This is a genomic window from Olleya sediminilitoris, from assembly GCF_016785945.1.
Classification (GTDB): Bacteria; Bacteroidota; Bacteroidia; order Flavobacteriales; family Flavobacteriaceae; genus Olleya; species Olleya sediminilitoris.
Genome location: NZ_JAEMEF010000010.1, coordinates 17,809 through 44,013 on the forward strand (window position 1 = coordinate 17,809; position 26,205 = coordinate 44,013).

Annotated in this window: 23 protein-coding genes; 9 read left to right on the forward strand and 14 right to left on the reverse strand. The window is 30.5% G+C overall.

Going from position 1 to position 26,205, the window contains the following annotated elements; genetic code table 11:
* The first annotated feature begins 146 nt into the window (after positions 1 to 146).
* Complete coding sequence (locus tag JAO71_RS11335) at positions 147 to 494, forward strand: hypothetical protein (RefSeq protein WP_203000897.1); 348 nt, start codon at positions 147 to 149, stop codon at positions 492 to 494.
* Positions 495 to 1,919, forward strand: a complete 1,425-nt coding sequence (locus tag JAO71_RS11340) for a LytR/AlgR family response regulator transcription factor (protein ID WP_203000899.1) — start codon at positions 495 to 497, stop codon at positions 1,917 to 1,919.
* Here the strand turns inward: JAO71_RS11340 and JAO71_RS11345 are convergent.
* Positions 1,916 to 3,070, reverse strand: coding sequence for a 5-(carboxyamino)imidazole ribonucleotide synthase (locus tag JAO71_RS11345; RefSeq protein WP_203000901.1), 1,155 nt, complete (start codon positions 3,068 to 3,070; stop codon positions 1,916 to 1,918). The two genes, JAO71_RS11340 and JAO71_RS11345, sit on opposite strands and share 4 nt — an antisense overlap.
* A gap of 120 nt (positions 3,071 to 3,190) precedes the next feature.
* On the opposite strand from JAO71_RS11345, the gene JAO71_RS11350 reads away from it, so the two are divergent.
* Both JAO71_RS11350 and obgE read left to right on the forward strand, forming a co-directional pair.
* Positions 3,191 to 4,306, forward strand: a complete 1,116-nt coding sequence (locus tag JAO71_RS11350) for an adenylate kinase (protein WP_084561316.1) — start codon at positions 3,191 to 3,193, stop codon at positions 4,304 to 4,306.
* Between the two features lie 78 nt (positions 4,307 to 4,384).
* A complete protein-coding gene (gene obgE, locus JAO71_RS11355; RefSeq protein WP_116824219.1) occupies positions 4,385 to 5,380 on the forward strand; it encodes a GTPase ObgE in 996 nt (331 codons plus the stop codon).
* A 116-nt stretch (positions 5,381 to 5,496) separates the two neighbouring features.
* Here obgE and JAO71_RS11360 read toward each other — a convergent pair whose 3' ends face one another.
* Together JAO71_RS11360 and JAO71_RS11365 are read right to left on the reverse strand one after the other, a co-directional pair.
* A complete protein-coding gene (locus tag JAO71_RS11360; RefSeq protein ID WP_116824220.1) occupies positions 5,497 to 6,603 on the reverse strand; it encodes an alpha/beta hydrolase family protein in 1,107 nt (368 codons plus the stop codon).
* Between the two features lie 23 nt (positions 6,604 to 6,626).
* Positions 6,627 to 13,196, reverse strand: a complete 6,570-nt coding sequence (locus tag JAO71_RS11365; protein ID WP_203000903.1) for an alpha-2-macroglobulin family protein — start codon at positions 13,194 to 13,196, stop codon at positions 6,627 to 6,629.
* A 174-nt stretch (positions 13,197 to 13,370) separates the two neighbouring features.
* Between JAO71_RS11365 and JAO71_RS11370 the strand changes: the two genes are divergently transcribed.
* Both JAO71_RS11370 and JAO71_RS11375 read left to right on the forward strand, forming a co-directional pair.
* Entirely contained in the window at positions 13,371 to 14,315 is a 945-nt protein-coding gene (locus JAO71_RS11370; protein ID WP_028291489.1) for a tetratricopeptide repeat protein, read from the forward strand.
* A 68-nt stretch (positions 14,316 to 14,383) separates the two neighbouring features.
* Positions 14,384 to 15,739: a UDP-N-acetylmuramate--L-alanine ligase gene (locus JAO71_RS11375; RefSeq protein WP_028606756.1), complete on the forward strand. Its 1,356-nt coding sequence runs from the start codon at positions 14,384 to 14,386 to the stop codon at positions 15,737 to 15,739.
* Between the two features lie 16 nt (positions 15,740 to 15,755).
* Here JAO71_RS11375 and JAO71_RS11380 read toward each other — a convergent pair whose 3' ends face one another.
* The 4 genes from JAO71_RS11380 to tssD are packed head-to-tail and all read right to left on the reverse strand — an operon-like array spanning position 15,756 to position 19,232.
* Positions 15,756 to 16,343 (reverse strand): hypothetical protein, encoded by a 588-nt coding sequence (locus JAO71_RS11380; RefSeq protein ID WP_116824223.1) that lies wholly within the window; start codon positions 16,341 to 16,343, stop codon positions 15,756 to 15,758.
* 33 nt (positions 16,344 to 16,376) lie between these two features.
* Positions 16,377 to 16,676: a hypothetical protein gene (locus JAO71_RS11385; protein ID WP_116824224.1), complete on the reverse strand. Its 300-nt coding sequence runs from the start codon at positions 16,674 to 16,676 to the stop codon at positions 16,377 to 16,379.
* Between the two features lie 2 nt (positions 16,677 to 16,678).
* The gene (locus JAO71_RS11390; RefSeq protein ID WP_203000905.1) at positions 16,679 to 18,544 is read right to left on the reverse strand and encodes a hypothetical protein; all 1,866 of its coding nucleotides are present in this window, start codon (positions 18,542 to 18,544) and stop codon (positions 16,679 to 16,681) included.
* A 1-nt stretch (position 18,545) separates the two neighbouring features.
* Positions 18,546 to 19,232 (reverse strand): type VI secretion system tube protein TssD, encoded by a 687-nt coding sequence (gene tssD / locus JAO71_RS11395; protein WP_051419308.1) that lies wholly within the window; start codon positions 19,230 to 19,232, stop codon positions 18,546 to 18,548.
* 170 nt (positions 19,233 to 19,402) lie between these two features.
* Here tssD and JAO71_RS11400 point away from each other — a divergent pair, with 170 nt between their 5' ends.
* From JAO71_RS11400 to JAO71_RS11410, 3 genes are read left to right on the forward strand one after another with little or no spacing between them, the layout of a single operon-like run.
* A complete protein-coding gene (locus tag JAO71_RS11400; RefSeq protein ID WP_203000907.1) occupies positions 19,403 to 20,707 on the forward strand; it encodes a DEAD/DEAH box helicase in 1,305 nt (434 codons plus the stop codon).
* Positions 20,708 to 20,714: 7 nt separating this feature from the next.
* Positions 20,715 to 20,930, forward strand: a complete 216-nt coding sequence (locus JAO71_RS11405) for a DUF6500 family protein (RefSeq protein WP_028606760.1) — start codon at positions 20,715 to 20,717, stop codon at positions 20,928 to 20,930.
* Complete coding sequence (locus JAO71_RS11410; protein ID WP_203000909.1) at positions 20,931 to 21,158, forward strand: VF530 family protein; 228 nt, start codon at positions 20,931 to 20,933, stop codon at positions 21,156 to 21,158.
* A gap of 120 nt (positions 21,159 to 21,278) precedes the next feature.
* Here JAO71_RS11410 and JAO71_RS11415 read toward each other — a convergent pair whose 3' ends face one another.
* From JAO71_RS11415 to trpA, 7 genes are all read right to left on the reverse strand, one after another.
* Positions 21,279 to 22,451, reverse strand: coding sequence for a hypothetical protein (locus JAO71_RS11415; protein ID WP_203000911.1), 1,173 nt, complete (start codon positions 22,449 to 22,451; stop codon positions 21,279 to 21,281).
* 517 nt (positions 22,452 to 22,968) lie between these two features.
* On the reverse strand, positions 22,969 to 23,922 hold the full coding sequence (locus JAO71_RS11420) for a hypothetical protein (protein WP_203000913.1): 954 nt from the start codon (positions 23,920 to 23,922) through the stop codon (positions 22,969 to 22,971).
* Positions 23,923 to 23,981: 59 nt separating this feature from the next.
* Complete coding sequence (locus JAO71_RS11425; RefSeq protein WP_116824229.1) at positions 23,982 to 24,431, reverse strand: tRNA (cytidine(34)-2'-O)-methyltransferase; 450 nt, start codon at positions 24,429 to 24,431, stop codon at positions 23,982 to 23,984.
* Between the two features lie 2 nt (positions 24,432 to 24,433).
* Positions 24,434 to 24,649 carry a hypothetical protein gene (locus JAO71_RS11430; protein WP_116824230.1) on the reverse strand — a complete coding sequence of 72 codons (216 nt, stop codon included), beginning with the start codon at positions 24,647 to 24,649 and terminating at the stop codon, positions 24,434 to 24,436.
* 58 nt (positions 24,650 to 24,707) lie between these two features.
* Positions 24,708 to 24,857 carry a hypothetical protein gene (locus tag JAO71_RS11435; protein ID WP_198017325.1) on the reverse strand — a complete coding sequence of 50 codons (150 nt, stop codon included), beginning with the start codon at positions 24,855 to 24,857 and terminating at the stop codon, positions 24,708 to 24,710.
* Between the two features lie 104 nt (positions 24,858 to 24,961).
* Positions 24,962 to 25,423: a GNAT family N-acetyltransferase gene (locus tag JAO71_RS11440; protein ID WP_203000915.1), complete on the reverse strand. Its 462-nt coding sequence runs from the start codon at positions 25,421 to 25,423 to the stop codon at positions 24,962 to 24,964.
* A 9-nt stretch (positions 25,424 to 25,432) separates the two neighbouring features.
* Positions 25,433 to 26,197, reverse strand: a complete 765-nt coding sequence (gene trpA, locus JAO71_RS11445) for a tryptophan synthase subunit alpha (protein ID WP_203000917.1) — start codon at positions 26,195 to 26,197, stop codon at positions 25,433 to 25,435.
* Positions 26,198 to 26,205 lie beyond the last annotated feature (8 nt).

The following is a 26,205-nucleotide window of genomic DNA, read 5'->3' on the forward strand; positions in this document are numbered from 1 at the left end:
CCTGTAATTAATATATTATTGAATTGATAATTATTAAGATTAATCTAACAATAATATCCAGGTCTATAATAATTTAGAATATAACTTAATATATTTGATTCAATTTTTTAAAAAACTAACACTTAACCAATTAAAAATCAAAAAAAATGAAACCATTTAATGCCAAAGTAGAAATTTGTAGTGATGTAGCAAATAGAATAAAAATAACTTTTTTTAACGTAGATTCTAAAGATGTTAATTCTAGACAATTTAAAGTAAATAATGTTAAAGTACACTCTAATCCAGATCATGTTATTTTTCAAATATCTGATGGTAAAGGAGGTGCTGTTTTAGAAGGTAAAGAAGAAGCTGTCATTTACACCAGTTTTAAAGATTCTGATATAGAAGGTTTGTATGCTTTTTTTATTAATGACGACCCATCTCTTGAAGAAGTCGTAACACCTAAACAAACCGGAACAGGTGGAGTTGTAGGATTAATAACTTGTGGTGGTTAATTGAAAAAAATAATCTTTATATTATTTACACAATTTGTTGTTGCTCAGCAAATTCCATTAGACTCTATCTCTTATGAATATTTTTATGAGAAAGAGCTACAACAAATTGTGTCTTTAAAACAACTACAAAAAGACAAACCTTTTAGCTCTAAAGCACAATTTGAAATAGCTGAAATTTACCAAAGAATTAATTGTGAAGATTCTGCATATTCAAGATATTATAAAATATATGAGCAAGAAAAAACTTCTAGAACACTAAATGAAGATGAGTTTAAAGAGCTTTTATTACAAGTTCATAAAACTGAAACAAATAAGCATAATTATTTTAAGGAAACTAACCGTTTTTTAAATGAACTGCAAGAATTATCAAATCAAGATAAAAACGACAAATGGTCATCCATTGTAAATAAAGAATTAGCCACTGTAAATTTTATAGATTCTATGAAATATAATTTGGGTTACAGTAAAATGTTAAGGCTTCAAAAGTCTAGTTATTATAAGGAAAATCAAAACTTTAAAACAGGTGTGTTGTTAAATTTAGGTAGTTTTAATATTCAATTAAATAATTATAAAGAAGCTTCTAGATTTTTAAACGAATCTTATTTTATTGCAAAACAAAATAATGATTATCTAAACCAATCTTACGCTAAAATTAATCTAGGTGTCAATGAAATATACAAAAACAATTATTTTTTAGCCATAAATCACCTTGATGAAGCTTCTAAAATACCCAATCAAAAGTATTTAATTAAAATAAATAGAATTGTTCACAGTCTAAAAAAACGAGCTTACGATAGTCTTGCAGATTTTAAAAATTCTGAAATCCAAAAGCTATACTTAGCTAAATATGACAGCTTAGTTGACGACTTTCGTAAAAACAGCAATTTTTATGAAATTGATGTTGTGCATCAAACAAAAGAAAAAGATAAAAAAATAGAAGAATTATCTTCATTCAAAAAGACATTTAATAATAATAAGATCGTATACAGTGTTTTATTGTTTTTAGTTTTCTTATTAGCGTTATACTCTTTTGTGCGATGGAAAAAAACAGACAGAATAAAGTCTCAGTTGGATAAAGAAAATCAGTCTTTAAATATTGAAAATCAAAAAACTAAAACCGAGTTAGAAACAGTAAAGGCATTAGTTATAAACGATCACATTGTACTTAAAAACAAATCTAAAGTGTATTTAGAAGCATTAATTTGTGTAAAGTCTGATGGACATTATCTTAATCTGTTTACCACATCAGGAAAAGAGTTTGTAAGAGGCAAAATATCGGAAATCGAAAAGCAATTACCTCCAAACTTTGTTAAGTGCCATCGCTCAAATATTATTAATAAAAATTACATTAAGCAATATAATAGTTTAGAGGTTGTCATGACTAACGGTCAGCATATTCCGTTATCTCGTGGATTTAAATTTTAAATGCTGATAACTTTAATACTGCTTTTTACTTCTTCAGCAATTTGACGCGCTGTATTCAAGTCTTTATTGGTTATTGTAACATGTCCCATTTTTCTAAAAGGACGTGTTTGTTGTTTACCATAAATATGTGGTGTAACACCATTCATAGCCATTATGGTTTCAATGTTTTGGTATTTGACTTGTCCAGTATGTCCTTCAGCTCCAACTAAATTAACCATAACTCCAGCAACAGTATTATCTGTTGAGCCTAATGGTAACCCTAGAATGGCTCTAATATGTTGTTCAAATTGAGAGGTGTAGCTAGCTTCAATGGTTTGGTGACCAGAATTATGAGGTCTAGGTGCAACTTCATTAATTAAAATCGTGTCATCTTCGGTTAAAAATAATTCTACAGCTAATAAACCAACATGATTATAAGCTTTAGAGGTTTTTAACGCAACATCTTGTGCCTTTTGGGCAACTTCTGGACTGACTCTAGCAGGACAAATAACGTATTCCACTTGATTAGCTTCTGGATGAAACTCCATTTCTACAACAGGGTATGTTTTAGTTTCTCCATTTGAGCTTCTAGCAACAATAACAGCCAATTCATTTTTAAAAGGGACTAATTGTTCGGCAATACATTCGCCTTTAGGCAAATCATTTAAATCAGAAAGTTGACGTACAATTTTTACACCATTACCATCATAACCAAATTGTGCAGCTTTCCATACAAACGGAAAGCTTAATGCGTCATTACTAATAGCGTCTTCAATTTCAGATAAATAAGCATATCTGCTAAAAGGAGCAGTCGGTAAATTATGATCCTGATAAAATAATTTTTGAGTCGCTTTATTTTGTATTTGCTTTAATGTTTTAGCAGACGGAAAGACTTTTATACCTTCCTCTTCTAAAGTTTCTAAAGCATTAACATTAACATTTTCAATTTCAATAGTTAAAACATCAACCTGTTTTCCAAAATTGTAAACTGTATCATAATCCATTAAGTCACCTTGGACAAAAGTATTACAAGCCATACGACTTGGTGCCTCGTTACTTGGATCTAAAACGTAAGTTTGAATATCAAATTTTCGGGTATTATAAAGTAGCATTTTACCTAATTGGCCACCTCCTAAAATACCTAATTTAAAGTCTGAAGAAAAATAATTCATTGGTGCTAAATCGTGTTAGCAACAAAAATACATTTTAAAACCAAAACACCACCTAAAAATCGAATTCAAATATCTGTAAAGCAGTCACAATTACGTATATTTGCGGTTTAAATTTATAAAATGCAAACAATAACACTTCACGACAAACAGTTTAAACCATTTATTTCTGAACAAGAAATAAATGATGTAGTCACAAAAATGGCAGCTCAAGTAGCAGAAGATTTAGGTGACGAAGTGCCTGTTTTTATTGGTATTTTAAATGGGTCATTTATGTTAGTAAGTGATTTTGTAAAAAAATATCCAAAGCCATGTGAGGTGACTTTTATTAAGTTAGCATCCTATGAAGGTGTAAAATCAACAGAAGACATCCAGCGCTTAATAGGCTTGACTCAAGATCTAACAGGTCGTACAGTTGTGATTTTAGAAGATATTATTGACACAGGTAATACCCTTCATGAAGTACATCGTATATTTAAAAACGAAAACGTAAAACAATTATTAATAGCAACCTTATTTTATAAGCCAGAAGCCTATAAAAAAGATTTTAAGTTGCACTATGTTGGACTAGAAATACCAAATAAATTTATTGTAGGCTATGGATTAGATTATGATGGATTAGGACGTGATTTACCAGCAGTATACCAATTAAAAACAACACAACACATGACTAATTTAGTGCTATTTGGACCTCCAGGAGCAGGAAAGGGAACACAAGCTAATTTTTTAAAAGAAAAATATGATTTAATACACATATCTACAGGAGATGTGTTTAGGTATAATATTAAAAACGAAACAGCTTTAGGGACTTTAGCAAAATCATACATGGATAAAGGGCACTTAGTGCCTGATCAAGTAACTATTGATATGCTTAAAGCAGAAGTAGAGCGTAACGCAGATGCTAAAGGGTTTATATTCGATGGTTTTCCTAGAAATGAAGCTCAGGCCAAAGCCTTAGATCAAATCATGGAAGAAAAAGATTCTGAAGTTAGCGCAATGGTAGCTTTAGAAGTTGAAGATGAGGTTTTAGTACAACGCTTATTAGAGCGTGGTAAAACTAGTGGAAGAAAAGACGACTCTGATGAGGCTATCATCCGTAATCGTATTAAAGTATATTACAACGAAACTGCAATATTAAAAGACTATTACGCAGCACAAAATAAATATTTTGGTGTTAACGGAATAGGTAGTATTGAAGACATAACAGTACGTCTAAACACAGTAATAGACAAACTGTAATACAAACAATTTTGTTTGAGTTAATAAGTATTAGTGAAAACTTTTAGCTGTTAACGTTTTTAACTTTTTAACTAAATTATGACTGAAGGAAATTTTGTAGACTACGTAAAAATGCATGTCACTTCTGGAAACGGAGGAAAAGGATCTGTGCATTTACATCGCGAAAAATTTATTACAAAAGGAGGACCAGATGGAGGAGATGGTGGACGTGGTGGACACGTTATATTAAGAGGTAATCCAAACCTTTGGACACTATTACACTTAAAATTTAAACGTCACGTCAGAGCTGGACATGGTGGACATGGTAGTAAAAGCCGAAGCTCTGGAGCAGATGGAGAAGATATCTATATGGATGTACCATTAGGTACAGTTGTTAGAGATACTGAAACGGATCAAATTCTTTTTGAAATTACAGAAGAAGGAGAAGAGCGTATTGTTGCAGAAGGAGGAAAAGGAGGATTAGGAAACTGGCACTTTAAAACACCAACCAATCAAACACCACGATATGCACAACCAGGTATGCCACTTGAAGAAAACTTTATAACCTTAGAGTTAAAAGTTTTAGCAGATGTAGGATTGGTAGGTTTTCCAAATGCAGGAAAATCAACATTATTATCTGTAGTAACTTCTGCAAAACCAAAAATTGCTGATTATGAGTTTACAACATTAAAACCTAATTTAGGTATTGTAAAATATCGTGACTATCAAACCTTTGTAATGGCTGATATACCAGGTATTATAGAAGGAGCAGCAGAGGGTAAAGGATTAGGATATTACTTTTTACGTCATATAGAGCGTAACTCGATATTACTGTTTTTAATACCTGCAGATGCACCAGATATTAATGCACAATACGAAATTTTGTTAGACGAGCTTAGACGTTATAATCCAGAAATGTTAGATAAAGATCGCATGATTGCAATTTCAAAATCAGATATGTTGGATGATGAACTTAAAGCAGAAATGAAAGCAGAATTAGATAAAGCATTACCAATACCTTACCAGTTTATTTCAAGTGTAGCACAACAAGGATTAACCGAATTGAAGGATACACTTTGGAAAATGCTTAACTAGAGATTGAACTATATTACATAAAAAAAAGCTTCCATATGGAAGCTTTTTTTTATGTATATGGTTTTTGTTTCAGCTTTGTAACACATAACCTATTTTATATAATATCAAGAATTACTCTAAAACCTAGCATTAATCCAATCAGTCATTATTTTTAAAACAATAGGAGAAAAGGTCTCTTTGTTTGTAAAATATTCATCCATAAGACCAGTTTTAGCAGTTTGAAATAAATGGTTATAGCCTTCTAATAATTTAATTGTTACATCTTTATTTTTAGCTGTTTTAAGATGGTTTTCAATTTCAGGTAAATTAATTTCTGGTAAAACTTGTACATCTTTTGATCCGTTTAAAACTAAAATTGGACAAGTCGTTTTTTCAAGATACGGTTTTGGGTCTGTTTTAATAAAAGCTTGTAACCAAGGGTTAGATAGCTGTGTTTTTAATTGTTTGATAGTGTACTCATTTATATAGACTTTAAAAGGACTATCTTCAGTGTCTAATTTATTTTTAAAATTTTGTAAAGCAGTTTCAATAGCAGTCTTTTGTTTTTCAACTTCTGTTTCAGAGAACATTGCTTTATATGCAATAGAGGTTAAAGTGTTATTAAATGCAATACCTTCATCTGTTGCACCTTGTAGTTTTGCTATTTTTTCACTTTGAGACTGTAATATATGTTGACCCTTTGCACCTGGTCCTGCAAGCATGATTATAAAAGCAACATCTGTATTAGTTGAGGCTACAATTGGTGCAATTAATCCTCCTTCACTATGACCAATTAATCCAATTTTTGATGTATCAATATCTGTTCTAGATTTTAAGTATTTTATACCAGATTCTATATCATTTGCTAAGTCAAAAGTGGTTGCTTTAATAAAATCACCTTCAGATTTAGCAATACCACGTTCGTCAAAACGTAATACAGCAATACCGTTATTAGTTAGGTAATCTGCTATAACCCAAAAAGACTTATGATTCATCATTGTACAGTCTCTGTCATGTCCACCAGAGCCATTTATTAAAATGGCTGTTGCAGGATTTTTAATATTTTTTGGCAGTGTCAATGTACCTGCTAATGTTATGCTATCTGCTTCTTTATTTATAAATGTGACCTCTTCAATTATATAATTAAAAGGTGGTTGTGGTGTTTGTGGTTTTTGGGTTTGAGAAAAAGATATGTTTGAGCATATAATTATTAGTACTAGGTTTGTTGTTGTGAAAATTTTCATGATTAATAATTTTTTTTCTATACTTAATCTATTTTGTTCACCTCAATACGCACACCTTCACTGTGACTACTAAATTCTGGAGCATACATACTCTGTATGGTTGTTATTCCATTACTCATATTTCCTGCATTGTTGACGCGTAAATCATATTCAAACACATAAATTCCTTTTGGTAAATAATCAAAAAAGAAGTTGGTTGACGCATCTTTAGTGGCTTCATAATAGCCCAATCCATCTTGGTACTTGTATTTACTAAGCACATTGATAGGTTCTAAACCTGCAGCTCGCATATCTTTCATGTGTACAAATTCCATTGCACGATCACTTCGTAGTTCGATTCTAACTCTTACTAAATCCCCAACTTTTAGTTTAGTATTATTTGTTATGGCAGTAATAATTTCACCTGTATTTGTATTGGTTTTTAAATACAATTGTTTCTTGATTTTTAATGGTGTTTCAGCAGAAGTTATTTTATCTAAGTCTTCAAAATATTGCCAGTATAAACTTCCCCAAGCAATACCGTTACCTTTTTTAGTCAGCTTAACTTCAGCCATTTTAGGAGTAATGTCTTTTCCTGACCAAGAGGTTTTGTAATAACCAGTTCCAGCTTCAATCTTAACGTTTTCTAAGGTTTCTGGTGTTATTTTTTCGCCACCTAAAACTACATCAACCATTTCTGTGACGCTTAACCAATCATTTCCTTGAAGTAGTAATGCATAGACTGCTTCAGTAGTTGCTTTTGTTGTTTTCCACTTATTGGTTTGTTTGTTTTTAAGTAACCATATTTTAAGATTATTGATGTCTTCAAGGTTTTTTACTTCACTTTGTAGTGTTGGACCAGCTTCGGTAAAAGCTTCAATCATTAAGGCTTGTGTCTCGATAGAGGCTTGGTACCAGTAGTAAGAATTGGTGTTTTCTTTCCAATACATTCCTAATTCTTCAGAGGTAATACTATTTTCTTTTAAAGATTTTAAAATTGATTTTGCTGTCTCTTGATCTTCATGTCTATTCATAATCAACGCCATCATTCCCTTAGCATATAAAGGACGTTTTAACCAATAGTTTCTAATTTGTGATAAATAATACTTGTGTATATCTTGATGCTTTTTTGATAATTTATACTCAGGAAAAAAACTTCGCATATATAAATAATGTAATTGCGTATAGCTTAAATGGTCTTTGGTATAATCTACATCATTGGTGAATTTTGTTAAATCATTATATTCTTTTTCAAATTTATTATCTAAAAAGTCTAATGCTTTTTTTACCATATCAGTAATATCTTCCTCTTTATCACTAACCACATTAAGTTTTTTAAGGTGACCAAAACCAGTTATAATGTGTTGTGTAATGAAGCGATTAGCATGATAGTTTCCAAACCAAGACCAGCCACCATTATCCATTTGGTTGTTTTGTAGTTTTTTTCTAGCACGATTTAACTCATTGGTCATTTTATTTAAATCAAATAATAAAGCCATTCGTTTTTTCTGTTCCGTTTCACTTTGTGCATCACGTAGCCAAGGTGTTTCTTGAATTAAAATGGACTTTAACTCTTGATTTTTTTCTAAATTACTAAGTAAAGCATCCGTGTTTTTCCATTGGTTAAATACCGCTTTAATTCTTGGGTTGCTATTAACAATGTGACTAGCTAATGCATTAGCATAAAATCGGCTAAAGGTTTGCTCATTACATTCGTATGGATATTCCATTAAGTATGGTAAAGCTTGTACAGCATACCAAGCAGGATTACTGGTCATTTCTAAGGTTAATTTGTGGTGTTTTAAAGTTGAAGAAGTTGAGGTCTTTAACTTGTCCAATGTAAAAGTTTTACTCTCGTTACTTTTAATCCACATAGGAAGCGTTTCTGTGACTAGCATTCTGTTGGTTAAAACAGGAAGTGCATTTTGTTCGCCATCACTAAAATTACCTGCTTTAGCTAATATTTTATATTGAATTGCACTAATGTTATCAGGAATGTTTAATGTCCACGTGACTTGTGTATTTCCTTTCGCTTTTGCGGAAAACGATTGCTGATTTACAGAGTTTGATAAGTCAGCATCTATAGATTTGCCAGTCAAAGCATCAAACAATTGAAGCACAGCAGTACCTAACACATCCTTTTTACTAAGATTAGAAATTTTTGTGCTAATTTGTATTTGATCACCCTGACGTAAAAAACGTGGCACATTTGGTATTACCATTAAATCCTTTTGCGTCACTGTTTGTAATGTGCTTTTAGCATAATTACCTTGTTTGTCATGAGCAAATAAATTAAGATTCCATTTGGTTAAAGCTTCTGGAGTTGTAAAATTAAAAGAGACATTTCCATCTTTATCGGTTGCTAATTGCGGAAAGAAAAAAGCAGTTTCCTGTAAGTTGGTTCTAGCTTTAACGTTAGAAAAGTCTTCTTTGTCTTCGTTTTTTGTAGTAATTATGACAACTCCGTTAGCACCTTTACTACCATATAATGCAGTAGCTTCATCACCTTTTAAGACTGATATTTCTAATATGTCTTTAGTGTTTAATGAGGCTAAATCTCCATTATAAATTACACCATCAACAATAACTAAAGGGTTGGATAAATCATTTATTGATTCAGCTCCTCTAATATTAATTTCATTACCATTTAGGTAACCTGAACTCATTTCTGAATCTTCAACTTGTATTCCAGAAGCTCGTTCTTCAAGTATATCCATTTCTGCAGCAGGAGCAGCCATTTTTCTGGAAGACTTCATTCTTTTATTAGAACCATAAGCAGCAACAATGACTTCATCTAAAGTATTGTCATCGGTATTCATACTAATATTAATAACATTATCTGCTCCAACTGTTTTTTCAATAGTTTGATAGCCAACATAATTAAAAACTAATATATCTCCTGTTATAGCTTTAATAATATAATCACCATCAAAATCTGTAGTAGTTCCAATAGAGGTTCCTTTAACTATTACATTTGCACCTGGAAGAGGTAATCCATTTTCATCAGTAATAGTTCCAGTAACAAATCCCTTTTTTACTGTATTATCAAAAGAGGTTTTAATTCTGTTTATTCTTAATCTATTTATATATTGTCTGTAAGCCCAGCTATTATTATTCATGGTAAACCCAAACCAATTATACTGATCAAAGTTTTTAGTATTATTAAATTGTGGGTAATTATATTGTCTGTCAACTCTAAAATAGGTGTTGCCAAAACTATTACCATTATTACGATTATAAGACGTGTAATAACTACTTGGTGTAAAGTTGGAATAATTCCAATAGTGAGATTTAAACTCGTCTAAAGAGGCATCGTACATACTTGCTAAAAACTCAGATGCTACTTTTTCGCCTTTTGCACCTTTAATTTTAAAACTCCAAGTCTCGTCTGCTCCTGGTTGTAATTTGTCTCTAAAGGTCAAAGTTTCTATTTCTAAATCGGTTTTTGGATAAGGTACATTAATAGTCATGCTTCTTGCTTTGTAACTATTAAAAGCAGCTAAACTATAATGGATGCCAAATCCACCTAAATCGTTTTTGTTAACAGGTATTGTAATGCTTTTTTTGTTTTGATTTAGGTTTATAATATGGTTTTCTTTTATTTGATAATCACGTTCAATGCTTACAGTAACCGTTATGTTTTTAGCTGCAGTAGCTAAAGTTAACGTGACATTGTCACCAACTTTATAACTGTTTTTATCAGTAGTTACAGTAATTAATTGTTGATCTGCTAGTGCTTTATCTTTGTCTGAAAATAATGTAGTTTTAGCTTTATTTTTAACAACTTGTCCAAACTTGTCTTTAGTTTCAAGCTCTATAATATAAGCTCCAGATAACCATTTTTTAGTGTTTTTTAAATCAATAGTTGTTGATTTTTCTGTGTTAAAGTCAGTCTCAAAAACTAGATTTCCTTTTTTCCAATTTTCTGGTTGATCTTCATTGCTAAATGCATCATGTGGAAAATAATCTTTAAAAGTCTGTTTTGTAAATCCAGGATAATCTGGTGCAGTCCAAGGTCTGTCTCTTAGTACGTTGTTAGGAGCCTCTAATTTATAAATTTTCAAGGTTCCTTTTGCTGCAACAAACTGACCATTTAAGTTTTGTGTTGTAATGGTAATTTGATTGTCTTTTTTTGATTTATCAATACTTGAATTAACAATAATGTTTGCTGTTAGTGCATGGTAACCAACTCTAACTGTCGTTTCTGTACTTCTAGTTTCACCATTAATATCTGTAACATCTGCAAAAACTTGATAGCTGAAAATTGGTAAATTTGCTTTGTCAGATTTTAAGTCAGGTATGGCTTTAAATACAATATTATAATTCCCATTTGCGTCTGTAGTAGTTTCACCATGAGTGATTTCTTGTGACTCACTAGTTGTATAATTAGGTCTAGACCATCTGTGCCAAGTAGGATATTGTACATTCCTAACCACACGATATATTACTTTTGAATTAGTAATTTTTGAGCCTGCAAATGCAATAGCTTCACCAGTTACAGTAACACTATCGTTGACTTTTATAGTTTCGGTAATGGGTTTAAAGTTAGTCTCAAATTTTGGACGTTTATATTCTTCTACAGCAATAGATGTGTTTCCATACACGTTATTATTACTAACTTGAATACTAAAATTACCAGTTAAACCATCGTTAGGTAAAATAAACTCGCCAGAAACAGACCCAAAATCATTGGTTGTTAAATTTAATGTGCTTACTTTTTCGCCATTAGTATTATATAAAGTAACGTCCACTTTTTTGTTAGTCATTACCTCAGTTTTATCGTTTTTGTTTTTTAAAGCTATCGCTTTAAAATAAACGGTTTGTGAAGGTCTATAAATACTGCGATCTGTAAAAATAAAAGCACGATAATTAGTGTCGTTGTTTTTGTCTTTTTTGTAATATCTGTTTAGATAATAATCGCCAAAACATCCAGTATCTGATTTTGTGTCTACTGTAAGAGCTATTTGATTTCTATTATATTCAGTAGTTTTATTAATAAAGATAATTCCTTTAGAGTTAGTTGTGGTTTGGATTGTTTTTAAAAATTCATCACGATATTTATAATCAATACTAACTTTTGCATTAGCTAAAGGCTTCCCGTTATTGCGATTGATTACTTGGTAAAATTCTTGATTTTGATCCTCATAATTTACAATAGCTATGTTGGTAGCTTGTGTTAATGTAGTTGCAAAAAAGTTATTTTCTAAGTCTGTAGATTGTCCAACAATTAGATAAAGACCGTTATTTAATTTTGGTACTAAAACTTCGGTAGTGTGTTGTTGGTAATCGTTTTCGTTTTTTAAATTAGAATTCCAAGTGGTTTCAATTTTAAGCTTTTTTATAAAGGCTTTCTTTTCATCTTCTTTATATATATCCGAAAATTCATCTCGTTGTTTTCTTGTTAATTTATAAGCATCAAACGTTATATTCTCAACGTTTTTATAATTTACTAAAAATCTAGAATGTGTGTTGTTTGGTACAAATTGTTCTGCTGTAATATTTAAAGAAGGATAAAGTAATTGCGTTTTTAGTGTTTTGCATAATTGGGCTCCTTTACTATCAGGAAAGTCGTTTATTACTTGTTGACATAAATTAATAGCCTCTTTAATTTTAAATCTAACTTCAGGATTACTGTCTTTATTATAAGCAAAACCTTGCTGAGCAAATAATGAAGCTATTTTAAAATTGTATAAAGCAGAGACTTGGTGTGTTTTGTATTGGTTGGCTTCGGTTTTAAGGGCTTGTAGGTATAGGTCGTCTTTATTGTCTAAAACAGCATTATTGTAAACGTAATCTAGTCGGCTTATATTAACTTCGGTTAAGGCAAGAGGAGTCTTGTCTTTTAAATGAAATTTAATCAAGTTTTGGTAGACTTTTAGACCTTGTATTTGTAAAGATGTAGTGTCTTTAGAGGTTATTTTAAATTTGGTGAAAGCATTAGCATTGCCCAATAATTCTGGATTATCAATTGAAAATTTATAAGCAGGCTGAGTGATTTGAGTCTCTGAAGTGCCATAAAAGGTTAACGCATTATGACTTAAAAAATCAAAAAGGGTTGGTCTGTATACTTGACTATCTTTTCCTTTTGTAATAATAGCATCAAATTTGGATGTTGGTGTTTGTTGTAATATTAATCCGTTTTGTAAAGATTGGTCATACAACGTTTTTATTTCAAAAAATAAAGTGTTTAAATCCCATGTTCTAAAATCAATTTGGTCTGCTTTTTCTTCAGTTTTTGTACGCCTGTAAAATTTATATCTATTTTGGTTAAAATACTGCCAGTATAATGTAGCCAACATGTTTTGAAGTACATTTTTTGTTGGTGCTTGACTGTTATTTATTTCGGTTTTAAAATTATTAACAACACTAAGTTGCGCATCTTCTTCAAGTAATAAAGCAAATTTGCTTTTAAAAAGCAGTACTTTAATGCGTTGGTCTGTATTGTTTTCGGCAACAGCCTTATTATATATATTATCAACTATTTTAATAGCACTTTTTGGTAAACCATTAATTTCATGCGTTTCTACCTGATGCCATAAATTGGAATAGTTGTTGTTTTGAGCATGTGACGTAGCAAAAAGTAAAATCATTAAAAGTGTGGATATATGCTTCATTTTGTTAATTTTTAAGCAATATACTTTAGTATTTGATGTTGTTAAAGTACAATTGCGTAAAGTGTACGTTTGAATGAGTAACGTGTTACGGATTTAAAGTTAGTTAATATTTTTTCAATTAAATCAAAAACAATACCAATAGAATACTATTTTTGTAAACCTTTAATATTCAATATGAAATCACTATTATTTGCCTTATTATTACCTATTGCTATTTTTGCTCAAAGTACAGTAGATTTAGGAGAAGGCTACATCAATAAAAAACAATTTAGTAAAGCTGAAAAGGTTTTAAACGCTTTTGTAAAGTCTAATTCTGATAATTTAAAAGCAATTGAGTTGCTAGGCGATGCATATGGACATCAAAAAAAATGGGACGAAGCTGCTGCAGAATATAAAAAGTTAATCAAAGCCAAGCCAAAAACTGCTAATTACCATTATAAATATGGAGGTGCCTTAGGGATGAAAGCTTTATCTGTTAGCAAAGTTTCTGCTTTGGGTATTATAGGAGATGTTAAATCGTCTTTTTTAAAAGCAGCCGAATTAGATTCAAATCATATTGAAACGCGTTGGGCTTTAGTGGAATTGTATATGCAATTACCAGGAATAATAGGAGGAAGCAAAAGTAAATCTTTAAAATACGCTAACCAATTAGAGGCTTTGTCAAAAGTAGATGGTTATTTAGCAAAAGGTTATATTTATGAATATGATGATGAGCCAGAATTAGCCGAAAAATATTATTTAAAAGCTATTAAAGTTGGAGGCTCTTTAACCTGTTATGAAAAATTAACTGCTTTATATGAAAAAGAAAAACAACCAGAAAAAGCAATAACCAATATTGAAGCTTCACAAATTAAACATCAACGTAATAGTTTACATTATCAAATAGGAAAAGTGTGTGCAGATTACAATGTGCAATTAGATAAAGGTAAACAATGTTTAGTGGTGTATTTACAAAACCACTCTGCAAAAGATGGTGTTCCTAAAGCTTGGGCTAATTACAGATTGGCACAGATTTATAAACATAAAAGCGATACTACAAATGCTTTAAAATACATTAATTTGGCTATTGCCGAATTACCTAAAATAGAAGTATTTCAGGATTTTAAAGAAGATTTATAGTATATCACAAAAAAGGTTTTACTTGTTCAAGTAATTATTATCTTTGAATACTCTACAAAACAAGGATAATGAATGTACATTTTATAGCTATTGGTGGAAGTGCGATGCACAATTTAGCACTAGCATTACACAATAAAGGTTACCAAGTTACAGGAAGTGATGATACTATTTTTGAACCTTCTAAATCTAGATTAGACGCTAAAGGATTATTGCCTGAAGCCTTTGGATGGTTCCCAGAAAAAGTAACTGCTAATTTAGATGCGATTGTACTTGGTATGCATGCTAAAGCTGATAATCCTGAGCTTTTAAAAGCACAAGATTTAGGTTTAAAAATATACAGTTATCCTGAGTTTTTGTATGAGCAATCTAAACATAAAACAAGAGTTGTAATTGGTGGTAGTCATGGTAAAACCACTATCACTTCAATGATTTTACACGTGATGCATTACCATGATCGTGATGTAGATTATATGGTTGGTGCACAACTAGAAGGGTTTGATGTGATGGTAAAGTTAACAGAGGATAACGATTTTATTGTTTTAGAAGGTGATGAGTATTTAAGTAGCCCAATTGATAGACGTCCAAAGTTTCATTTATATAAACCTAACATTGCATTGTTAAGCGGAATTGCTTGGGACCACATTAATGTGTTTCCTACGTACGATAATTATGTTGAGCAATTCAGTATTTTTGTAGATAGCATTGTAAAAGGAGGAAGTATTAATTATAACGAAGAAGACGCTGAAGTAAAACGTGTTGTTGAAGCTTCAGAAAATCCTATACGTAAAATTGCTTATCACACACCTGAGTATACTGTTGAAAATGGCGAAACTTTGCTGGAAACTCCTGAAGGACCAATGCCAATTGAAATTTTTGGACAGCATAATTTAAATAATTTAGCAGGAGCAAAATGGATTTGTCAACATATGGGAATTGACGAAGATGATTTTTATGAAGCGATTTCAACTTTTAAAGGAGCCAGTAAACGTTTAGAGAAAATAGCAGAAAGTAATACTAGTGTTGCATACAAAGATTTTGCACACTCGCCAAGTAAAGTAAAAGCAACAACTAACGCTGTTAAAGAACAGTATAATAACAGAACTTTGGTTGCTTGTCTAGAGCTACATACTTATAGTAGTTTAAATGCAGAGTTTTTAAACGAATATAAAGGCGCTTTAGATGCTGCAGATGTTGCAGTTGTATTTTACAGTCCTCATGCTGTAGAAATTAAAAAATTAGACCACGTCACAGAAACACAAATAGCAGACGCCTTTAAGCGTGACGATTTAATTATATATACTAATCCAGACGATTTTAAAGACTATTTATTCTCTCAAAATTTTAATAATAAATCATTATTATTAATGAGTAGTGGTAATTATGGAGGTTTAAATTTTGATGAGGTAAAAGACTTGATACAGTAATTTTACTGAATGATAATTACTGTTCTTTTTTAGCTTTTTCATACAGTTCAACACATTGTTTTTCAAAATCAAAATTAATTTGATCACTAAAACAGTAAAGGTATGTGTCCGTAAAAACCATAGTAGCTTTTATAGTAGGCAGTTTGTTTAGTTTATCATTTTTGAAATAATAAAAATCACCAATGTATGTGTTGGTAAGTAGATTAATACTTGATTTTCCGCTACCATCACGCACAGCTTCGCCATAAGTTGTACTACTTAAATCGTAGTCAGTGCGACTTATTTTTATTAGTTGCATTTTCTTTTCTTTAGGATTGTAGGTAAATGTGTTTATCCAACCAGAACGATCATAATCATTCCAAAACTCAAAACCATCTTTAGTGTCTACTAGTGTGTTTCCAAAATTTAAGCTTCTAATTTTAAAGCTTGATACCCTTTGGTAGTTATTTGATGACAGTACACTAAATAATTTTTTGGCTTCAGAATCTATAAATACTGTGTCAATCCATTTATCTCCATCAAAATCCTTGATGATTTTTCTTGTAGATTGTGCATTAACTAATGAAACAATTAATAATGCTATTATGGTAAAAAACTGTTTCATAAAGTTATTGTTTTAAGTCTTATTACATTTAAATTAATTGGAAAGCTCATAAATAATATCTCCTCCAAATAATAAGATAGAGCAAATTATTACATAAAGTAACACATATAGTAACGCTCTTGTTAGGTAATAAGTTGTTTTATTAGTCTGTTTTTTAAGGAAGAAATGATTGATCAGCAAAAAAATAATTCCAGTTAATAAACCAGTAGGAGGCGCAATGTAATATAATCCAAAAACCTCTACAGTATTATCTTCGACATACAAATAGAATATAAAAATAGAAAATGCTACTGATAAAAGAATAAACAATAGGTACTTGAGTGCTTTTTTCATGCTTATCCTTTATAGCCTGGATTTTTACCAGAACTAAAACTACTTTTTAATCCTTCTTCTACTTTGTCCCATAATCTTGTATGACTTAAACCATGAGAGACTGTTGCAAAGTGAGCTAAACTTCCTATTACTGGTGGTAATGGTGGGTTTTTTTCTTCATCTTCTCTGTTTTTTTCTTTCTCTTCTTTGACTATGGTTTCCCATTGTTGTTTAGAGATGTTGTTTATAGCAATTAGATCAGAGTTAAATTTTAGTTTAGCAGCTTCAGTAAATGCATCTGGAGTCTTATTTTTATCTTTTTTAGATTTTTCTTCTTTAGGCTTATCTTGTGGAGCTATTAAATGTGCTTCATATTTTTTTATTAATTTGGTATAGTTAGGAAGATAATCTCTTCTCAATTTTTTAAATTCGTCGTCAGCTTCATCTTTAAATAATAAATCTGCCCACCATAGTGCAGTACCTTTATCTTCAATAGATTCGCTAGATATTATTTGACTGACTAATATGATTAAAAACTCTTTAAGGTTTCCGTCTTCAATACTTTTTTCGGCACTTGATACAAATTTTTCAAACTTAGATTTTAATCCTCTTGAGTGATATACATCCTCTTCAGTTATAGGTACGTCAATGACATCAAACTTTCCGTTAATTTGGTCTTTTGGATCCCAAGACGTATTATCAATAGTGTCTGTAACTCCTGCTTGTTCTGTAAATATTCTTTCTAATAACCCTAATAAATAAGCATCTTCAAGACCTTTGTCAATAAAAAGTATTTTATTGATCACCTTTAAAGGCCTTTCCATGTTTAAATCAGTTATCAAATCTGTAGTCTCAAACGTGTCACTAAAACTATTACTTATGCTGTCAGCAGCTTTTCCTAAGTTATCTTTAAGTTGTCCCCAAAAACCTTCCTCTTCACTACTACTATTAATGTTTTCTATTTTTTGTTGGTATTGAGTAACTCTATTGTTTAGTCTTGTTTTTGCTGTTGGAATCCAAGATTTTAAGTCTGTTAGAAGTTTGGTTATTTCAGCTTTTTCTGTACTTAAATTTTTTAATTCAGGATTATTAATCATTGTAATGATTAGATCTAAAATATCATTTACGCTATCTAGTAACAATGATACTCTTTGCCATATTAATACACCATGTTTAGAATCGCTAACAATAGATATTGAAGTTAAAGGAGCAAAAACACCAGAAGACATAATTAAGTCTATTCTTTGTTTGGATTTATAAAACTCGTAAGCATTAAAGCCATGTATTAATTTTTCTAAATTATTTAAAGAGAAATCTGCTACAAACCTTTGTGTGATGTCGTAATCGTTATGAACATTAATAATTTGGCAATCTTCATGTAATTTGGCATGGTTAAGCTGGTGTTTTTCTTTAAAAAACGGAGTTGATAAATAGGTTATGCTTTTTACTTCCCATAGTTTAGGAAAACGACTGTCGGTCGTTATTAATTCGGTAAATTGATTGATAACATTTCCTCCATGAGAATGTCCAATTAAATGCAAATGTGTTTCTTTGTTTTTAAATTTAGGATACTCTCTTGTCATTAAATCTAGCAACCTTTCGGCAGCTTTATTTCTTTCATCTTGACTATTATCTCCACTCCAACTAAAAAAATTGGCTTCAATATTTAAGTCATGAAATTGTGGTTTTAGTTCTAAAACTTTTCCCCAAAGATTGTCTTTACTAGCTTTCCAATAATTATGGTTTGCTTGATGGTTTAAAGCCGAAATATTAACTGGATCTTGTGTTCCTGCTACAAACATGATAATATCTGTAGGGCTAACAACTACAACGTCTAAAGTTTTAGTTACGCCATCTTCAAATTCTAATTTAAAAGTATTTACTGCCATTTTATTGTATGTTGATAACGTCTAATTCTATTTGTTCTAAATCATTATTGATAACGTAATTACTTAATTTATCATTATCAAGTATTTGTCCACCATATTTAAAATCGTGAGATTTATCATTTAAATGAATGGTAATACTGTCTCCAATTCGGTTTTTTGTTTCAATATTTAAAATGATTTTTTCTCCTGTTTTGTATTCATCAAGTTCATTACCTTCAACATCAGTAACAAAATAACGTGTTACTTCTTTTTCTTCCTCTTGTCTAGTTGTTGTTTCAATTTCTACAAAAGGATTATCAGGATTCCAAGGTTCTTCGTGTATAACACCTCTCATTTTCATTATTCCCCAGCCAATAGAAATATTCATGTGCAATGGTAGGTTGTTTACAGCATTAAAGGACTCTTGTAAGTCTAATATTTGTGCGTTTGCAAATTCCATTTTAAACATGGTGCTTACACCATCACGTTTGTAAAAGACAATTTCGCCTTGACATTTACTTGTAGGAGAAAACATGCTTTCATAAAAAAAAGTGTCATCTGATGTAGATTCAATAGCAAATTCAAGTTTATGACCAATACTTCTGGATACAGGACGTCCATTAATATCTGCTAGCTTACTATATACTTGGTTTACGTTAAGTATATTCCTAACTTGATTATCTATAAATAGTTTGGCAAGAAAACTCATATTTAAAACTTTTAAATAAATGTACAAAAAAAGAGTGTTATATCGAATATCATTCGGTTAATAATTAAACAATAGTCAATTAAAATAATAATACCATTAATTAGCGCTACCTTTGCATTAAATAAAAGAGGTAACCTAATACATAGTGTTTATCTCAATAAACAGTATTTATGTCATTTCAATCTTTAGGCCTATCTGAAGCCTTACTAAAAGCAATTAGTAAAAAAGGATACACTACACCAAGTCCAATTCAAGCAAAAGCAATACCTCCAGTTTTAGAAGGTCATGATGTTTTAGCGTCTGCACAAACCGGAACTGGTAAAACAGCAGGTTTTACATTACCATTATTACATATATTATCAGAAAACCCTAAACAAAAGTTTAGACCAATTCGTGCGTTAATATTAACGCCAACACGTGAGTTAGCAGCACAAGTCTATGCTAATGTAAAAGAGTATAGCGAGTTTTTAAACTTGCGTAGTGCTGTGATTTTTGGAGGTGTTAATCAAAAACCGCAAGCAGCAACAATACGCCAAGGTGTGGATGTTTTAGTAGCAACACCTGGTCGTTTAATTGATTTAGAAAGTCAAGGTTTACTATCGTTAAAACGTGTCGAGATTTTTGTTTTAGATGAAGCAGACCGTATGTTAGATATGGGATTTTTACGTGATATTGAACGTGTCATGAAGCTAATGCCAGACAAACGTCAAAACTTAATGTTTTCGGCAACATTCTCTAAAGACATTAAAAAATTAGCACAAGGTATTTTAAATCGTCCTGTTCAAGTTGAAGCCACTCCAGAAAACTCAACAGTTGATGCAATTAAGCAAAAAATTTACCGTGTAGCAAAAGCTAAAAAAACAGATCTAATTATCAAGCTAATAACAGATGGTAATTGGAAGCAAGTTTTAGTTTTTACACGTACAAAACATGGAGCCAATAAACTAGTCAAAAAAATGATTAGTGATGGTATTAAAGCAGCAGCAATCCATGGAAATAAAAGTCAAGGTGCACGTACTAAAGCTTTGGCTGGTTTTAAAAGTGGAAGCATTAGTGTTTTAGTAGCAACTGATATTGCTGCACGTGGTTTGGATATTCCGTTATTACCTCATGTTATTAATTACGAAATTCCTAATATATCAGAAGACTACGTTCATAGAATTGGTCGTACAGGTCGTGCAGGAGCCAATGGTGAAGCTATAAGTTTAGTTAGTGCAGACGAAACTACTTTTTTACGTGATATCCAAAAGTTAATAGGTATGAAATTACCTGTTGAGATTTTAGAAGGGTTTGAACCAGATCCAAATGCGTCAACTGCACCTATTAAACCAGGACAAAACAGACGTAATCAATCAAGAAATAATAAGCCTAAAGGCGAAAAAAATAAATCTAAATCTAATACTACTTCAAATTCTGGTGGTCGCAACAGAAGCCGAAATAGAAATAGAAGTAACGATAGACGATCTAATAGCTAAATAAAAGATGACACAAAATTTAAAAAATAAAATTATTGAAGTTTGTGATAAAAAAATAGCTCAAAAAGGAGATACTGTTGGTGTCTCCTTTTATGCGTTTTTTAAAAATAAAAACGACAACCCAGAGTTGTTAATGGAGGCTGCAACTTGGTGGATACAAACACACCAATTAGATCATTTTGAAAAAGCAGTCAAGATTAAACGTTTAATAGAAAACAGTTAAATGGAAACTCAAAAAAACAACCCTTTACATGGTGTTAAGTTAGAACAAATTGTAACTGACTTACAAGTACATTACGGTTGGGAATATATGGGACACGTTATTAATATAAAATGTTTTAATGATAATCCGTCTGTAAAATCTAGTCTTAAATTTTTGCGTCGTACACCTTGGGCTAGAACTAAAGTAGAAAACATGTATTTAAATTACTTGAAGAAAAATACTAAGTAGTTTTTTGAATGGTAAATTATTTTGTGTTTCAAATTAGCTAACATATAATTTTGGATTTTTAATTAACTATTTAATATAAAAAAAAAACAGACCTTTTAAGATAAAAGGTCTGTTTTTTTTTTAGTTTATGATATTTGACATAATATTCAAATTTGAAGATTCAATTAAGTCATCTACAATATTGTGCCCAGTAAATCTAGTGAAGAAGACTGCTGTTGTTTTATATGTACCTACAGGTAAATTACCAATTATTTGTACATTTACATTAGCACTTTCTCCAGGTGCTAAACCACCTCCAATTAAGACTCTTGTTGCAGTAATTAAATTTGTGTTGATATCAGGAACTTTATTTTCATACATAGTTGCTGATTGATATTCGATTTTATGATTCCCTATATTTTTCCATCTTGTAATACCAGTAAAATATTCTGATGAATTTGATGTGATTATATCAGGAGTAGTAAGATCAGGATTTTCAATTTCTACTGGGTTTTTGACGTCAACAAATACATTAGTCCATTTTATTCTATTGTTTGCATCATCTCTCATTACAATAATAAATCTTTTTGGGTAGGAAAAATTAAAACTAATTTCACCAGTCGGATATGGTGTATCAACGTTTATAATAGAAATAGACGAATCTTGAGTGTAAAATACTTCCTCAGCATCAAATGTAACTGTTGGTGTTAGGTCTGAAAAATCAGTTCCAGCTGGAACAAATAAATATATATCTTCTTTGTCAACATTAGTTACTCTTCGTTCTATGATAACATCATCTGTTAGTTGTGAGTTTTTAATACCCTCAAATCTGAAATCTGTTACAGTTAATGTCGAAAGTGTTGATGTTGCTTCGTGTTCAATCGTTACTGTGTAGTGTAATAGTTCTTCTGTTTCATCTAAAACATTTACTATAGTATGAATTTGGCTTTGTGTTTCATAATTTAGATTGGTGTTTTGTCCTGGTAAAATATTGAATTTACTTAAATTTAACTCGTTTGATGTGATAGCAGAAGCAATTCCATTTAGAGAAATTGTATTTGAAATTATAATATTAATCTCACCATAATTTGTTTCCTGATTATTTACAATTGTAGGTTGTGTAATATTAATTGAAACAGGTGTTATTCCTAGTAAAGGGAAGTCTAATAATCTAGCATCTTCAATGTTTATTACATCTTGACTTTGTTCAGGGGTTTGTTGAGGGGCTTGTTCTTGGGGTGATTCATCGCTACTACAATTTGTAAAAATTATAGTGATTAATGTAAGAATTAAAGTTATTGATGTTTTTCTCATAATTGATTTGTGACAATTGTTAGGGTTTTAATTAGAATATTAAATGGTTAAAGAATCTTTTTTTTTAAGTTTAAACATAGTCAAATCTACATTGTTAACTTAGACTTTTGTTTAATTTAATGTTATGAATTAGTGTCTATTTGAGTTTCTTTTTTTAATTAAAAGTCAGTTGCAAAATTGAAATATTAATAAATGTCTTTAGAAGAGTTTACTTGGGTTTTATCCTTTATTGTTATCGTTTATAGATCTGAATAGAAAAAACATTTTATAAGCTTGGATTGTAATGACTCTAATTTTACTATTAAATTTTTGCGTGTACACCTTGGGCTAGAACTAAAGTAGAACACATGTATTTAAATTACTTGAAGAAAATAGTAAGTAGTTTTTGGAGGAGTAGCTTTTAGTTGTTCGTGGTTTTATCCGTCTTTGTGTAAAGAGTTTTCCAAAGAAGAACAGACGTTAAAACATATAGCAGTCTTTTGATTAAGCAATAAGGCATAATTATTTTTTTACTGTGTTACTTACAATTATTTGTCAGTAAATCTTCAAACTTTAAAACAACAATTTCTTGATTTTCATCTTGTGATACTGAAACAAAAATGTAAGTGTCATTCAAGTATCTTATCTTAAAGTCAGTATTTTTACTATAAATACTATTAATCCTACATTCGATAAATTCCAGGTTTTTAAAGTTTTTCGGGAGAATAAATTCATTTCTAAATTGACCAATAATGCCTAATATAGGTATTAGTAAGAATTTAAAACTTAATATAAAGACTATCGTTCCAATAATTATTTTTTTTGGAGATTCATTGAATTCTGTGGTTTTAGATGAATTTGAATCGCTTTTTTTCTCGTTTGTAAGGCTTTGTTCCAATTTATTCACGAGTTTATTAATTAAAGGGATGAATCTGAGAATGTTAATGATTCCAAAAATAAGATTGATTAATAATCCAATTACAACTATGGCGATAATAATGGTTAATAATAGAATAAAAAGTGAATTTTCCTCAACTATTGATTTTTGTTGTGGTATCAAAATAATGTAAATTATGTACCAAATAACACCAGATATTACAAATAAATAAACAATCTTACCAATAATCCGTTTTGTGTTTAAATTACCTGGTTTTTCCAATTTACCGCTTACAAACCTCATTAACCCGAGTCTAATCGCAAAATAAATCATCGTTAAAACAAAAAGAGAAAGTAGTCCGTCTGCAATAACTTGAGTTACGGAAAAAAAGCGAATATATGAAGGAGAAATTATTAATAGCTCCCATATTTGCCAAATTCCTCCTATCAAAGTAGGTACTAATACTATTATATTTAGATGTTCTTTTAGCCAATTCGAATGCTTGCTAATTGAGGAAGAAGGTTTGTCTTTTTTCATATTTGCATTAGAATCTTTTTTAATATCAAGTAATATTTCACAGATTTGATGTAGTTTTAATACTTCTACAACCCTCATTAATAGACTTATATCTGACGTTAAACGAAGTTAGTATAAAATTCTGAGAAAGTAATAAATTATTGTAACTGTCTCAAACCTTCATAAATAACTATGCTTACAGCATTGGCTAGGTTTAAACTTCTAATATGTTTGCTGTAAAGTGGTATTTTATAAAGAGAATCAGAATGTGTTTTAATGATATTTTTATCTAATCCAACAGATTCTTTTCCGAAAACTAAAAACTGATTGTCTTCAAATGGAATTTCCCAATGAGATTTTGTTCCGTGACTAGAGAAGAAAGCAAATTTTTCGTTTTTATTAGTTTCAAAAAAATCTTCTTTTGATTCATACATTACAACATTTAAATGTTTCCAGTAATCTAATCCAGCGCGTTTTAAACGTTTGTCACTTAATTCAAAACCAAAAGGTTTAACTAAGTGTAATGTGCTTCCAGACGCTAAGGCTAGTCTGCCTATGTTTCCTGTATTGTTTGGTATTTCTGGTTCTATTAAAACAATGTTTAACATATTTATTTTTTAGTTAATGTGACAATTATTAATCTAACTAACAACACCCAAGGAAGTCCATGTAAGACCACGTCAAACCAATCTTTTAGTTGCATACCATTGGCTCCTCCAGCAATCCATTTAATTTTGCCCCAAATGTGTGGTTCCGGAAAAAAAGGAGCTAATCCAAGAGTTAAACACAATAGTATTATTAGTCTAAAATCGTTAAGTAGTTTCATAAAAAAAATGCCTATTCAAATATACTGAATAGGCATTAAATATAAAGCTATTTTTAAATTAGCTAATCGTTTTATTTTGTTGTTTTTTGATAGTTGCTTTATCAATATCAAAATCGTTTGTATCCATTTTTGTGTTCGCTGTTGGATTTGTTGGATTAGTTTGTTCAACAGTAGTTTTAAATTTCTTTCTATCTTTTATCATTCCCATAATTTATTTTTTTTGGTTCGTAATAAAGATACTGTTTACTTAAGCTATTGTCTCACAAGGCTTAGTTAAAGTCTTTAGCCTAAGTGTTAAACTCTCTTAAAAGGTTACTTAAGTATCATTTTCATTTCAATCATCCTGTTTTTAAACCCTTTTTTTTGATACGCTTTTATTGCAGACTCGTTATCACTATAAACTTCAAGTCTAGTTTCAAAAATATTTAAACTAATAGACCATTGTTTTAGTTGCTCGATTATATCTTGAATTATACCTTGACCTCTAAATTTTGGATCTACATACATAAAACCCATATAAGTATATGTGTCAATGTTATGATACGGTTTAGCTTTAACAACTTTTGCATATCCACAGGCTATTAAATGGTTGTTTGTTGTCGCAACAATTAATTTAGTGTCATTAGACTGTATTAAATAATCTAAGTCATAGTAAGTACAATTTTCTTTTAAAACGGAATCAAATGGACGTTCATAGGCAATTAATTGTTGTTCAAATTGTAATAATTTTGGTTTATCTTCCAAAGTTGCTTCTCTAAACGTAATTGCAGCCATACTTGAATTTTATTTTAAAATAGAATCTGTAAAATTGTCAATATTGGTATTGCCATGTTTTGTTAAGTGTTTTATAAATGCACTACCAATAATTGCTCCTTTAGCGTATGTTGTAGCTTGAGTAAATGTTTTATTGTCAGAGATACCAAAACCTACTATTTGTGGATTTTTTAGTTTCATGTCTGCAATACGTTTGAAGTAGTCGGTCTGTTCTGTTCCAAAACCAGAGCTACTTCCCGTAACGCTTGCGCTACTTACCATATAAATAAAACCGTTAGAGATCGAATCAATAAAGTTAATACGCTCTACGCTAGTTTGTGGAGTGATTAAAAAGACATTTATTAAACCATATTTTTCAAAAATAGTTTTGTATTGTTCATTATAAACATCTACAGGTAAATCCGGAATGATTAAACCATCAATACCGATGGCTTGACATTTTTTACAAAAAGCTTCAACACCATATTGTAACATAGGGTTGAAATAGCCCATTATTATTAAAGGAATAGAGACCGTTTTTCTGATGTCTTTAAGTTGATTGAATAACGTGTCTGTTGTCATTCCGTTTTTTAAAGCTTGTGTAGAGCTAGCTTGTATTGTTGGCCCATCTGCCAATGGATCGCTAAACGGAAGTCCAATTTCTATCATGTCTACTCCGTTTTTTTCAAGGTCTTCTATAATCGAAACAGTGTCGTTTAGTGTTGGATATCCAGCTGAGAAGTATATGCTTAATAGCTTTTTGTCTTCTTTTAGTTTTTGATTTATTCTGTTCATTTTTAAAT

Bases quoted from the DNA above. Each gene is read 5' to 3' on its own strand.
- JAO71_RS11335 (WP_203000897.1), top strand. From the start codon at position 147: ATGAAACCATTTAATGCCAAAGTAGAAATTTGTAGTGATGTAGCAAAT.
- JAO71_RS11345 (WP_203000901.1), bottom strand. From the start codon at position 3,070: ATGAATTATTTTTCTTCAGACTTTAAATTAGGTATTTTAGGAGGTGGC.
- JAO71_RS11350 (WP_084561316.1), top strand. From the start codon at position 3,191: ATGCAAACAATAACACTTCACGACAAACAGTTTAAACCATTTATTTCT.
- obgE (WP_116824219.1), top strand. From the start codon at position 4,385: ATGACTGAAGGAAATTTTGTAGACTACGTAAAAATGCATGTCACTTCT.
- JAO71_RS11360 (WP_116824220.1), bottom strand. From the start codon at position 6,603: ATGAAAATTTTCACAACAACAAACCTAGTACTAATAATTATATGCTCA.
- JAO71_RS11365 (WP_203000903.1), bottom strand. From the start codon at position 13,196: ATGAAGCATATATCCACACTTTTAATGATTTTACTTTTTGCTACGTCA.
- JAO71_RS11370 (WP_028291489.1), top strand. From the start codon at position 13,371: ATGAAATCACTATTATTTGCCTTATTATTACCTATTGCTATTTTTGCT.
- JAO71_RS11375 (WP_028606756.1), top strand. From the start codon at position 14,384: ATGAATGTACATTTTATAGCTATTGGTGGAAGTGCGATGCACAATTTA.
- JAO71_RS11380 (WP_116824223.1), bottom strand. From the start codon at position 16,343: ATGAAACAGTTTTTTACCATAATAGCATTATTAATTGTTTCATTAGTT.
- JAO71_RS11385 (WP_116824224.1), bottom strand. From the start codon at position 16,676: ATGAAAAAAGCACTCAAGTACCTATTGTTTATTCTTTTATCAGTAGCA.
- JAO71_RS11390 (WP_203000905.1), bottom strand. From the start codon at position 18,544: ATGGCAGTAAATACTTTTAAATTAGAATTTGAAGATGGCGTAACTAAA.
- tssD (WP_051419308.1), bottom strand. From the start codon at position 19,232: ATGAGTTTTCTTGCCAAACTATTTATAGATAATCAAGTTAGGAATATA.
- JAO71_RS11400 (WP_203000907.1), top strand. From the start codon at position 19,403: ATGTCATTTCAATCTTTAGGCCTATCTGAAGCCTTACTAAAAGCAATT.
- JAO71_RS11405 (WP_028606760.1), top strand. From the start codon at position 20,715: ATGACACAAAATTTAAAAAATAAAATTATTGAAGTTTGTGATAAAAAA.
- JAO71_RS11410 (WP_203000909.1), top strand. From the start codon at position 20,931: ATGGAAACTCAAAAAAACAACCCTTTACATGGTGTTAAGTTAGAACAA.
- JAO71_RS11415 (WP_203000911.1), bottom strand. From the start codon at position 22,451: ATGAGAAAAACATCAATAACTTTAATTCTTACATTAATCACTATAATT.
- JAO71_RS11420 (WP_203000913.1), bottom strand. From the start codon at position 23,922: ATGAGGGTTGTAGAAGTATTAAAACTACATCAAATCTGTGAAATATTA.
- JAO71_RS11425 (WP_116824229.1), bottom strand. From the start codon at position 24,431: ATGTTAAACATTGTTTTAATAGAACCAGAAATACCAAACAATACAGGA.
- JAO71_RS11430 (WP_116824230.1), bottom strand. From the start codon at position 24,649: ATGAAACTACTTAACGATTTTAGACTAATAATACTATTGTGTTTAACT.
- JAO71_RS11435 (WP_198017325.1), bottom strand. From the start codon at position 24,857: ATGGGAATGATAAAAGATAGAAAGAAATTTAAAACTACTGTTGAACAA.
- JAO71_RS11440 (WP_203000915.1), bottom strand. From the start codon at position 25,423: ATGGCTGCAATTACGTTTAGAGAAGCAACTTTGGAAGATAAACCAAAA.
- trpA (WP_203000917.1), bottom strand. From the start codon at position 26,197: ATGAACAGAATAAATCAAAAACTAAAAGAAGACAAAAAGCTATTAAGC.